The organism is Phocaeicola vulgatus ATCC 8482 (genome assembly GCF_000012825.1).
In the GTDB taxonomy this organism is placed as follows: Bacteria; Bacteroidota; Bacteroidia; order Bacteroidales; family Bacteroidaceae; genus Phocaeicola; species Phocaeicola vulgatus.
Map to the genome: position 1 here is coordinate 1,455,687 of NC_009614.1, position 12,115 is coordinate 1,467,801.

At 44.8% G+C, this 12,115-nt stretch carries 9 protein-coding genes; 7 read left to right on the forward strand and 2 right to left on the reverse strand.

The genetic code is table 11. The features are described 5' to 3' along the window. Positions 1-6: 6 nt before the first annotated feature. From BVU_RS05535 to mnmD, 5 genes are read left to right on the forward strand one after another with little or no spacing between them, the layout of a single operon-like run. Positions 7-2,220 (forward strand): S9 family peptidase, encoded by a 2,214-nt coding sequence (locus BVU_RS05535; protein ID WP_011965039.1) that lies wholly within the window; start codon positions 7-9, stop codon positions 2,218-2,220. A gap of 15 nt (positions 2,221-2,235) precedes the next feature. Next, positions 2,236-3,504, forward strand: coding sequence for a phosphoribosylamine--glycine ligase (gene purD, locus BVU_RS05540; protein ID WP_005850053.1), 1,269 nt, complete (start codon positions 2,236-2,238; stop codon positions 3,502-3,504). Positions 3,505-3,522: 18 nt separating this feature from the next. Next, positions 3,523-4,458 carry a hypothetical protein gene (locus BVU_RS05545; protein ID WP_041174416.1) on the forward strand — a complete coding sequence of 312 codons (936 nt, stop codon included), beginning with the start codon at positions 3,523-3,525 and terminating at the stop codon, positions 4,456-4,458. Continuing rightward, entirely contained in the window at positions 4,434-4,901 is a 468-nt protein-coding gene (locus BVU_RS05550; RefSeq protein ID WP_005844155.1) for a YqaA family protein, read from the forward strand. Before BVU_RS05545 ends, BVU_RS05550 begins: the two co-directional genes overlap by 25 nt. Positions 4,902-4,905: 4 nt before the next feature. After that, positions 4,906-5,589, forward strand: a complete 684-nt coding sequence (mnmD, locus tag BVU_RS05555) for a tRNA (5-methylaminomethyl-2-thiouridine)(34)-methyltransferase MnmD (protein WP_011965041.1) — start codon at positions 4,906-4,908, stop codon at positions 5,587-5,589. 352 nt (positions 5,590-5,941) lie between these two features. On the opposite strand, the gene BVU_RS05560 is transcribed toward mnmD, so the two are convergent. Both BVU_RS05560 and BVU_RS05565 read right to left on the reverse strand, forming a co-directional pair. Continuing rightward, positions 5,942-8,950 (reverse strand): PL29 family lyase N-terminal domain-containing protein, encoded by a 3,009-nt coding sequence (locus BVU_RS05560; RefSeq protein WP_008666559.1) that lies wholly within the window; start codon positions 8,948-8,950, stop codon positions 5,942-5,944. 57 nt (positions 8,951-9,007) lie between these two features. Beyond that, positions 9,008-9,505 carry a helix-turn-helix domain-containing protein gene (locus BVU_RS05565; RefSeq protein WP_005844149.1) on the reverse strand — a complete coding sequence of 166 codons (498 nt, stop codon included), beginning with the start codon at positions 9,503-9,505 and terminating at the stop codon, positions 9,008-9,010. Between the two features lie 674 nt (positions 9,506-10,179). Between BVU_RS05565 and BVU_RS05570 the strand changes: the two genes are divergently transcribed. Further along, complete coding sequence (locus tag BVU_RS05570) at positions 10,180-11,085, forward strand: metal ABC transporter solute-binding protein, Zn/Mn family (protein ID WP_005850042.1); 906 nt, start codon at positions 10,180-10,182, stop codon at positions 11,083-11,085. Positions 11,086-11,094: 9 nt separating this feature from the next. Next, positions 11,095-11,862: a metal ABC transporter ATP-binding protein gene (locus BVU_RS05575; protein ID WP_005844145.1), complete on the forward strand. Its 768-nt coding sequence runs from the start codon at positions 11,095-11,097 to the stop codon at positions 11,860-11,862. The last annotated feature ends 253 nt before the right edge of the window (positions 11,863-12,115 follow it).

The window sequence follows — 12,115 nt, forward strand, 5'->3', positions numbered from 1 at the left end:
ACAGTTATGAGAAAATTAATCAATCTGATTGCCTTATTAATCATGGCTTCATCTGTAACATGGGCACAAGACAAGAAAAGTTTCACACTGGAAGACTTGATGCCGGGAGGAAACAATTATTATAACCTGCTTCCACAAAACCTGTATGGTTTGCAATGGTGGGGAGATGTATGCATCAACGCCGACATAGAAGAGGTAAAAACCATCCAGCCGGCAAATGGGAAGGAAAACGTACTTATCACTTTGCAGGAAGTGAATGAACTGTTGGCAAACAAGGAATTAGGGAAAATCAACCACTTCAGGAATGCATCTTTCCCATACGCTGAAAAGATGATGCTGGTAAATACCACATCCAATAAAGTGCTGATCGATTTAACTAAAAAGGAAATAATATGGAGTCAGCCTCTCTCTCCTAAAGCCGCCAACCAGGACTGGAACAAGGAAAGCCGTTCATTGGCTTATACCCTTGACAACAATCTGTTTGTAACGACTGCCGACGGGAAAACGCAACAAGTCACCGACGAACCGAAAGGCATCGTATGCGGACAAAGTGTACACCGTCAGGAATTTGGTATCTCGAAAGGTACTTTCTGGAGTCCGAAAGGAAATCTGCTTGCTTTCTACCACATGGACGAAAGCATGGTAACCGATTATCCACAAGTAAATACCTCCACCCGCATAGCGACACTGGAGCCGGACAAGTATCCGATGGCAGGAATGACCAGCCACAAAGTGACTGTCGGCATCTACAATCCGGAGACCCAAAAAACAGTTTATCTGAAAGCCGGAGACCCTACCGACCGTTATTTTACCAATATCAGCTGGAGTCCTGACGAAAAAAGCGTTTATGTCATTGAACTGAACCGTGACCAGAACCATGCCCTGCTATGCTGCTATGACGCGGAAACAGGAGAGCCACTGAAAAGCAATCCCCTTTACGAAGAGAAGCATACTAAATATGTAGAACCCCAACATCCCATCGTCTTTCTGCCTTGGGACCACACGAAGTTCATCTATCAGAGCCAGCGCGACGGCTACAACCATCTTTACCTGATGGACACCAAGACTTCCGTATATCCGGAATCACATGGAGCCGCGGCCGGAGGTTCTTACCGGGAAAGCTACAAGACCAGACAGCTTACCCAAGGCAACTGGGTAGTACAAAACATCCTCGGATTCAATGAAAAGACCAAGGAAGTCATCATCATGAGCACAGAGGTTTCCCCTTTGCAGAGCAACGCATACGCTGTGAATGTAAAGACAGGCAAACGCCGCCTCATCGGCAATAAAGACGGTATGCATCATGTACAACTGTCCGGTAGCGGCAACTATGTGATAGACAATTATACTTCTTTCACCATTCCCCGGAATATCGAGATCGTTCCCACTTCCGGAAAGGGAAAGACTATCAGCCTGTTGACCGCCACCAATCCGTTGGAAGCATACAATATGCCCGAAATCACTGTCGGTACCCTCAAGGCAGCCGACGGCAAGACCGACTTATACTACCGCCTGATAAAGCCGGTGAATTTTGACCCCAACAAAAAATACCCGGCCGTAGTCTACGTGTATGGCGGACCACATGCCCAACTAATCCACAACAACCGCAACTATGACGCCCGCGGATGGGATATTTACATGGCACAACTGGGTTACGTCATGCTGACCGTTGACAACCGGGGCAGTGACAACCGGGGACTGGAATTTGAGAACTGTACGTTCCGCCAATTGGGAACCGAAGAGATGAAAGACCAGGTAAAAGGAGTGGATTTCTTAAAATCATTGGGTTATGTGGACAATAACCGCATTGGCGTACATGGTTGGAGCTTCGGTGGTTTCATGACCACCAACTTGATGCTGACTTACCCCGAACTATTCAAAGTAGGAGTAGCCGGCGGTCCTGTCATCGACTGGGCTTACTACGAAGTAATGTACGGCGAACGCTACATGGATACTCCGCAAACCAACCCCGAAGGCTACAAGAACGCCAACCTGAAGCTGAGAGCCGGAAACCTGAAAGGACGTCTGGAAGTGATCATTGGCGCCAATGACCCCACTTGTGTTCCCCAGCACAGCATCAGTTTCCTCCGTGCCTGCATTGATGCCGGAACCCAACCCGATTTCTTTATGTATCCGGGCGACGGTCATAATATGTTCGGACGCGACCGTGTGCACTTGTATGAACGCATTACACGCTATTTTGAAGACCACTTAAAATAAACAAAAGATAAGATTATGAAACTGTTGCTATTAGGCTCAGGCGGACGTGAACACGCCCTGGCATGGAAGATTGCTCAAAGTCCCAAAATCGAGAAACTCTATATCGCTCCGGGAAATGCCGGCACAAGTAATGTAGGCGAGAATGTAGCGATTAAAGCAGATGACTTTACAGCAATCAGAGAGTTTGTAGTAAAGAATAATATAGATATGGTAGTGGTAGGTCCCGAAGACCCGTTAGTCAAAGGAATCTATGACTATTTCAAAAAAGATGAAGCGCTGAAAAACATTCCTGTTATCGGGCCTTCAAAAGCGGGTGCGGTACTGGAAGGCAGCAAGGAGTTCGCCAAAGGCTTCATGCAACGCCATAATATCCCGACAGCCGGTTACAAAAGTATCACTGCCGCAAATCTGGAAGAAGGATTAGCCTTTCTGGAAACATTGGAAGCTCCATACGTACTGAAAGCCGACGGTCTTTGCGCCGGAAAAGGCGTACTGATTCTGCCCACCCTGGAAGAAGCCAAGAAAGAATTGAAAGAAATGCTGAGCGGAATGTTCGGTGACGCTTCCGCCACCGTAGTGATTGAAGAATTCCTGAGCGGTATAGAATGTTCCGTATTCGTTCTGACCGATGGAAAGAACTACAAGATTCTGCCCGAAGCAAAAGACTACAAACGCATCGGCGAAGGCGACAAAGGGCTGAACACCGGTGGTATGGGTAGTGTATCTCCTGTTCCGTTTGCCGACAAAGCATGGATGGAAAAAGTGGAAGAACGTATCATCCGCCCCACAGTAGAAGGACTGGCAGCAGAAGGCATCGACTATAAAGGCTTTATCTTCTTCGGTCTGATTAATGTAAAAGGCGAACCGATGGTCATTGAATACAATGTACGCATGGGCGACCCGGAAACGGAAAGTGTCATGCTGCGCATCAAGAGTGACTTGGTGGAACTGCTTGAAGGAGTGGCAACAGGCAATCTGAATGAAAAAGTCCTGGAGATAGACCCCCGTTCGGCAGTATGCGTCATGCTGGTATCCGGCGGATATCCGGAACATTATGACAAGGGATTTGCCATCAGCGGAGTAGAAGAAATTGAAAACAGCATTGTATTCCATGCAGGAACAGCACTGAAAGACGGACAGGTAGTCACTAGCGGCGGACGTGTCATTGCAGTCAGCTCCTACGGTGCCAATAAAGAAGAAGCCTTGGCACAATCATTCGCCAATGCGAAGAAAATCAATTTCGACAAGAAATATTTCCGTTCAGATATTGGATTCGACCTGTAATCAGCGGACTATCACCCCATGGCAGGCTATGACAAATTCCAAATAGATATGGCAAAGGGAAGATTCACCTTCCCTGTTGCCATCCTTATATGCCTGCTTCTCCGGATCATCACGGGCAATGAATGGCAGGATGTAATCAATTTGCTGGTCTGTGCTTTGACTGCCTATCTGCTGATCGAGATAAACACCGCCTTCACGCTGATACGGACACGCAGTACCTTGCATGTCAGCTTTTACGTATTCCTGTCCACGGCCTGCCTGTTTCTGCATTCCTTCCAGTATGCCGTTTTTGCGCCACTCACTTTTCTGATCGCTATTTCCCAATTATTCAGCAGCTACGAATCTCCCTATCCGGCGGGAAGTATATTCCACGCTTTCTTTTTCATCGGACTGGGAAGCCTGTTGTTTCCACAGTTGCTTTACTTTGTACCTCTGTTCTATTTGGGGATGATCAGTTTCAGATCCCTGTCACTCAAAAGTTTCTTTGCCGGACTTACAGGACTCTGTGTGCCCTACTGGCTCTTTTTCGGCTATGCGTTCTATTACGACAAAATGAATCTCTTCTATCACCCTTTACAGGAGCTTATTCATTTTCAACCCATCAGTTATGGGACATTAGGGATGGACAGAATCATATCCTGTGGAATCATCACCTTGATATCACTGGTCAGCAGCGTGCATTATTTCCATGTTTCTTATTTAGACAAGGTACGCACGCGTATATTCCTTTTTTTCCTGATCGCCGTTGAAGCCTGGATTTATTTACTGGGTATCTTACAGCCACAGCATTTCGACATCCTGTTGCAGATGCAGGTCATTGTAGGAGCCATTTTAACAGGACATTTATTTACTTTAACCCACAACCGCTTTACCGGCATCTTTTTCATCATTACATTTGTTCTATTAATAGTTCTAACTATATACAATTTATGGATGCAATTCTTCAATTCCTGATCGACTGGGGATATTGGGGTCTTTTTCTAGGCTCTTTTATAGCCGGAAGTGTTCTCCCCTTCAGTTCGGAGGCCGTATTGGCAGCCTGTGTAGGTCCGTTGGGCTTAGACCCGGTGATCAGTATAACCGCCGCCACCGCCGGCAATGTTGCCGGAGGCATGACCTGCTACTGGATGGGACATCTGGGCAATATGGAATGGATCGAGAAATATTTTCATGTAAAAAAAGAGAAGATGGACCGTGCGGAGCGGTTTGTACACGGACGGGGTGCCTGGATGGCTTTCTTCGCCTTTATCCCTATTTTGGGAAGTGCCATATCCATTGTATTGGGCATGATGCGTGCCAATATATGGATTGTCATTCTCGCTATGACCATCGGAAAGATACTCCGCTACGCCTTATTGGTATGGGGAGTATTGGAAGCCTCCGCTTTAATGCATTAAAATTATGAAACTGGAACAAACAGCAGATGGAAGTTATACCCTCTATGTACCCGAACTGGACGAACATTATCATTCGGTGAAAGGGGCACTGACGGAGTCACAACATATTTTTATCGAAATGGGATTAAAGCATTCTACCGTTTCCGAGCCCCACATTCTGGAGATAGGACTAGGAACAGGGCTGAATGCCTTTCTGACACTGCTTTCAGCAGAAGAGACCCGACGGAAAGTACATTATACCGGTATCGAACGCTATCCGTTAGCCGAAGAAACCTTGAAGCAACTGGACTACCCCCGCCTGATCGGCAAACAGCATGAGGAGGATTATTACGCCATTCACCGGGCGCCCTGGAACACAGAAACAGAGGTATCCCCTTGGTTCACATTACATAAAATTGAAGATGATTTTACCCGGCTTTTCAACCCGGAGGAAGGCAGCCGTCCCGCCGTTCCCTTATACGATATCATCTACTTTGATGCCTTCGCTCCCGAAAAACAACCCGAAATGTGGGAGCAATCTCTTTTCGATACTTTATACAAGGTATTGAATGAAGGAGGTATCCTGACAACTTACTGTGCCAAAGGGGTGGTAAGAAGGATGCTGCAAACAGCCGGATTCACAGTAGAACGCCTTCCCGGCCCTCCGGGGGGAAAACGCGAGATACTGCGGGCAACCAAGTCTGATTAAACTTCTAGGACCGAAACTGATGAATGGTCAAGTTTCACCTAAAACAGTAAAACCGTTGTAAAATCCTTCAAATCCGTCATATACGCATAACTGCATATTTATCAGCAAATTACCATGAAACATTCATCGCTGAATCCGTCATAGATTCTTCATATTCTTTCTCCACGCTGAGATGATTGCCGTTATATACATAAAAAATCTCCGGCTTGTCACAAGCCAGAGATTCTGTTTTATAAATCTAAAGTTTTTATTATATAAGATTCTCCTGTCGGAGAAAGTCTTATCTTGGAATTGTTAGTGAGAGTGCCCCGAAAGTCACTCTCACTTTTTAAGACTCTATTATTAGATCCAATTAGTTCAAAGTCTGTACATAGAATGTCAAGTCTTTAGTCATACCAAATACATCTGTGATATGATATGTGATTTCAATAACCTTACCATTACCTACTTCTTTGGCAATATCAAACTTCATCTTGTTGGTATTGGCAGTTTGAGCAGCACCGTCTAAGATATAAGTCACCACATTTGTAGCCTGTTGATCCATCTTGGCAGAAGGATACAAGCCATAGAATGAAGGATCAGCCTTATCTACAACAATACTTTGTCTGTTATTTACCAATGAAGAGTTCAATTCGGCACGTAATGCAGCAGTTACACCTTGTGCGGCAGCACGGTCAAACAGATAGTACGGTTTGTCGAATGCATCAGCCAAAGTGAAATCAGTATTGCTTACTTCGAATGCATACTTCAAAATGGTCTGCAAACCATCTGTTGAATAAACAGCTTTTGCAATGAACGGATTCTCTTTTGTACCCTTAGATGCTACTTTTGCAACCTTAGAGTCAGCAATACGGCTGGCAAACTGTAATATAATATCATCCTTAGCTTCTGTATAAACATTGAAGTGATGATATTTAACATCGGTCAAAGTATATGCATCCATGTTGCCGGCTGTGCCATAGAAACCGATTGTATTCCATTCAGTATATAATGAGCTATTTGAGATACCGGCAAGAGTTGCATAGCTTTCATTAGTCTTACCAATAATTTGGAACGAATTAGTTGGAACCAATACTTCATACCAGTTAGCTTCAACATTTGCTTGTGCATTGTAAGCACCATTCTGGTAGTTATAAACTCCCTTGAATGCATCACGCATATCAGCTGCAACAGCATCATAACGGTCCAACAGTTTTTCACCATATACTTTCAATACATCATTTCCGTCTTTGTCTTTAGACCAAGCAGATGTACGGTTAGCTACAGATTCACGTTTGATCGGACAGTTAGTAGGCATCTGCAATTCGAATGAGAAGTTCATTCTTGCCACTTCGTATTGATCATAACGAGTTGCGATTTCTACACGGAATGCGTTGTCCAAAGGCAATGCAATCTTCGTGTTGTCACCACTATACTGACGACCGTCTGTTGTGTAATAAGGAGCAGTTACATGTCCTCCTAATTCGCTGTCAACCTTGAATGTTACCTTCAATGCGGTAATCTTATCCAAATCACGGATGTTTCCGGTCAGACAAGACTTGCCGGTTGCGTCTACATAATCAAATTCAATGTATTTGTCCAGCAATGCACCATTGTATATAACACGGTCCCAAGTACCTTGGTTGTTGATAGGATCACCACCAGTCAGTTCTACATTGAAATCAAGGTCATTGCTACCATATCTCTTATCGAATACACTTCTGTTGATTTCTTGTGGATCAGTTGAATTACCCATGCTGCGTGCAATCGCATCAATCCACTTCATCTTGCCTGCATCTCCCAATGTGTTGAAGAATTCTGTCAAGTCAAGTGCCTTGCTCCATCCATACCATCTGGTTTGATCGGCAATAACCGTAGCATTGAACGGTGCAACGATATCTTCCAGGAACTTGTCAGGAACAGTCACAGCCTCATCATTAAAGTTGACAGAGAAGTAAGTCTTACCTTTCTGACCGTTTATCAAGATGTAGTTGTAAATGAACGGAATAGTATTGTTCACTACAGCTTCTTTCTTAGCGATGAAACGATAACCGTCTGCAGTAATCTCCACACCATATTTTCTGATGGATTCATCTGTAATCTTGCTCTTGTCTATTTCCAGATAGTAGTCATATACCAATACAGAATCTTCTGCCCATTGATCATAGCCGTCAGAACTAAATCCTAGCATATCGAAGGAAGGAGTATATTCCTTTCCATACAAGAATGAGCTTCCTGAAGGAGCAAATGTCAAACCATTAATGTGAATGTTTTCAGTTGCGTTTACATTGCTGGCTTTGAATGTATATACAAACGGGGATTTTACTACTTCTCCATTATTTTTTGATGTAGCTTTCAGTGCAAACAGGTACTTGTCACCATCATTAGCCTTGAACTGGCCTGCATAGTCAGGACGTCCCTGGCTTCCGGCTGCATCCAAATCCCATTTCTGCACGTCACGAGGCAGTAACCACATACCGTTGGCCGATGTGGCACGGGTAGCTGTAGTAGCTTTGCCGGTCCATGCTTGGGGAGCACCAAAATTCAATCCCCAAGGAGTGGTGTTGTCTGTAGAAACAAACGCCCAGTCATAAGCGTCAGCATCAGCACCTGCAGGATTCACTTGCATCTTGATGTCGCGGTCGGCAGTAGGATACATACCTTTCAACATTTTGCCGTTTACAGCTTTATGTCCTGCCCAATCCACGTCATTATTCAATATACCATAATAGATATCGAAATCTTGAGCATAGTTTTGTCCGTTCAGTTCAGGAATAATGCTTAACAATGCAGCTCCACCCGGAATAAAGATAGTCTTCGGCTCACCGTTTGCTTCTGTTACAGTGAAGTTGTAACCACCGGCAACTTCAACCACTCTCAGACCACCGGCAATGTATTTGGTATCCACGTATGCACCTTTTTCAGCATCCCATACCTGCCAATAACCGGTTTCCTCGTTCACTTTGGCATCATGTCCGGCAGCGGCAGCATCACCCGGTTCGCCCTGGTCACCCTTGTCACCCTTATCTCCTTTTGCAGGATATTCAGATTTCACACCGTCAAATGCCCAGTAACCGTCAATGATGGTCACAACTGTACCATTCTTACCGTCTTCACCCTTGTCACCTTTGATAGTTTCAATGGTACTTGTAGAATTGTCACTCCAGGTTACAGTGATACCGTCACCGTTCTTCACTACGTTGGTAACATACTTACCAGCATCAACTTTTGCCTGTAAAGCTGAAAGAGCCGACTTGATATCGACCAGTTCCTTGTCGATGCGGTCAATGTCCTCATCATAGTCTTTACAAGACACAAATGTTCCTGTTGACGAAACCATCAAGGCTCCGAACAGAACTGCACTTAAAAACTTTTTGTTCATAAATAAAGATTTAAATTTATAAATTTAAAAAACTAAAAATTGGTTATACATATACTGTTATAAAAGGACTTCATTCTCTATTTCCAAGTTCACCAGGTTCCTCTCGCGCGCCGCATACCGTTTCGGAGTCATACCCGTCTGACGGACGAAAGCCAGATAGAAAGGACTCTTCGAACCGAAACCGCTCCGTGACGGAACCTCGCCCAGCGGACAACCGCCGTTGCGAAGCAGCTCCTTAGCGTATTCCACCCGGTAGCGGTTAAGCAACTCCTTCAGATGACAACCGAAGTAGCGGTTCACCGCATTGCTCAGGTAAGTCTGGTTTGTTTCGAGCATCATACTCAGTTTCTTTAACGAAAGAGAGGAATCGAGGAACGCCCGGCGTATCTCCAACTGATACAATATACCTTTATATATAAGGCTGTCTGCCGGACGGACATCCGACAGTGACGAGAACCGCGCCGTCCATTCGCGGCCGGCGGCACGATAGAGCAATGTCTTCTGTCTTACAGAAGTGCTGCTCGTCTTTTTACGTCTCAGAAACAGGTATTCCATCTAAACTCGTTATTCGTTCTTATTGGCCTTTTATGCAGATCTCTTAGTAAGAGATCTACAAACAGACGATAACAGGCTTTAAATCAAAATATTAACTATACAGATACAAGATTAAATCAGAGCCGGTAGAACCAGAAGAAATACTTTTTTTCACAATATTCCATATTTTTTCCGCGAAAAGTGTACTAGTTATCAAAACTTTCCTTATTTTTGCACGTGAAATGTCGATCTCTTACTAAGAGATTTATACTTCTTTCATCTTCCATACATACAATAACCCATTGATTTTCAATCATCCACAATCAGTACCTATTCCTTCTCTTAACATATAGTAAGATAAATACATGAACAAAGATTGAAAGGATTTTTTTACAAATCTTATTCTTCACGAATACAAGAGCCTTATATGGCATCTTAAAAAGATTGACAAACGACAAGACACTTCCCACCAAATATAAAGCGCATATTTATAGAGAACGATAAAGAGTACATAGAATGCCATATAGAATCTTTTACCTGAAACCAAGGCTTCTCATACAGCCACAGAATAGCCGTATGAAAAGCCCTAACCAGACTGAAATTGCTTATCAATTGAGCAATTTGGGGAGTATTTGTACTCGATTAATGAGCAATTTGCGTATATTTGTTGTTGTTAAACAGAAAAGATAACATTCATGAGAACCAGACATCACATATTTTCCCCATTGCATCCCGGCAAAAGTATCCTTTGTTCGTGCTGCATGGTACTGATAGTGTGCCTGTTTACCGCCTGTGACAGTAAACAGTCCACTTCCACAAAACCGACCCTGACTGTCACCCTGGAACCTTTGCGCTATTTCACAGAAACCATTGCAGGCGATAAATTCAAGATAGTCAGCATGGTTCCGAAAGGAAGCAGCCCCGAAACCTACGACCCTACCCCCCAACAACTGGTCAATCTGGATAAAAGCACCGCCTACCTGCGCATTGGCTATATCGGTTTCGAACAAGCCTGGATGGATAAACTGACCACGAATGCCCCTCATCTGAAAGTATTCGATACCTCAAAAGGAATAGACGTCATACACGAAACAGGACACAACCACGGTGACCATCATCACGAAGGGGGTATAGAGCCTCATATATGGAACTCCGCACGCAATGCCTCAGTAATCGCCCGTAATATCTACTCCGCCCTGAGTGAACTGGACAGTGCAAACGAACCTTATTTCAAGCATCGGCTGGACAGTCTGCAACAAATTATCGCACAGACAGATACGGACGTTCGTGACCGGCTACAGAATGCCGATACCACTTTCCTTATCTATCATCCGGCACTCAGTTATTTTGCTAGGGACTACGGATTAAAGCAAATCAGCATAGAAGAAGGAGGAAAGGAACCCTCACCCGCCCATCTGAAAGAACTGATAGAAACCTGCCGCCGGGACAATGCCCGGGTTATTTTTGTCCAACAGGAATTCGATACCCGCAATGCCCGGCTGATAGCAGATGAACTGGGAGTCACCGTTGTTCCCATTAATCCGCTAAGTTATGAATGGCGGGAAGAGATGATCAATGTAGCAAATGCACTTGCCAAATAACAGAGCCTTATGACGAATCCCATTATACAACTTACAGATATTTCCGCTTCTTACGATGAGAAGACAGTACTGAGTCACGTCAATCTCACGGTATATGAACGTGACTTCCTTGGTGTAATCGGCCCCAATGGTGGCGGAAAAACCACACTGATCAAGATTATACTAGGGTTACTGAAGCCCGCTTCGGGCAGTGTCCGTTTCTATAAGAACGAAAAAGAAGTACCCGAAATAGCCATGGGATACTTACCACAATACAACAGTATTGACAAGAAATTCCCCATCTCCGTATATGAGGTGGTATTATCGGGGCTCAACAAACAGAAGTCCCTGTTCCACCGCTACACCCCCGAACAGCACGAACTGGTGAGCCGGATTATTGCCCGCATGGGACTGGAAGGTTTGGAAAGCCGTGCCATCGGCGAACTGAGCGGAGGACAACTGCAACGCGCGCTCTTGGGACGCGCCTTGGTTTCAAACCCTGAGGTTGTCATTCTGGACGAACCCAATACCTACATTGACAAACGGTTTGAGGCCAAACTCTACTCCCTGCTGGAAGAAATCAACAAGGAACGGGCCATCATCCTGGTAAGCCATGACATAGGCACTGTGCTGCAAAATGTAAAAACCATAGCGTGCGTCAACGAAACGCTGGATTATCATCCCGATACGGAAGTACCCACCGAATGGCTGGAAGAGCATTTCGGATGCCCCATCGAACTGTTAGGACATGGAAACTTCCCTCACCGCATCTTGAAATGCCATCATCACGACGAATAAATCCGATTATCGTGACCTAAGCCTTTTCATGCGGCAGGTTAAGCCCTATCCACCTTATCATTAAGCATTTTCTTACGGCAGACTTCTACAGTCGCCGGCAGTGCTCCGTACAGTCCACTGCAACAGACCGTACGGACTACCATAGCAGACTGTACAGTCCACTGTAGCGGTCTATACTGGTTTACCGTATAAAAGACCTTAACCTAACCATCAATCAAGCTTAACCATAGAGTAGAAAAAGATTAGGAATCCA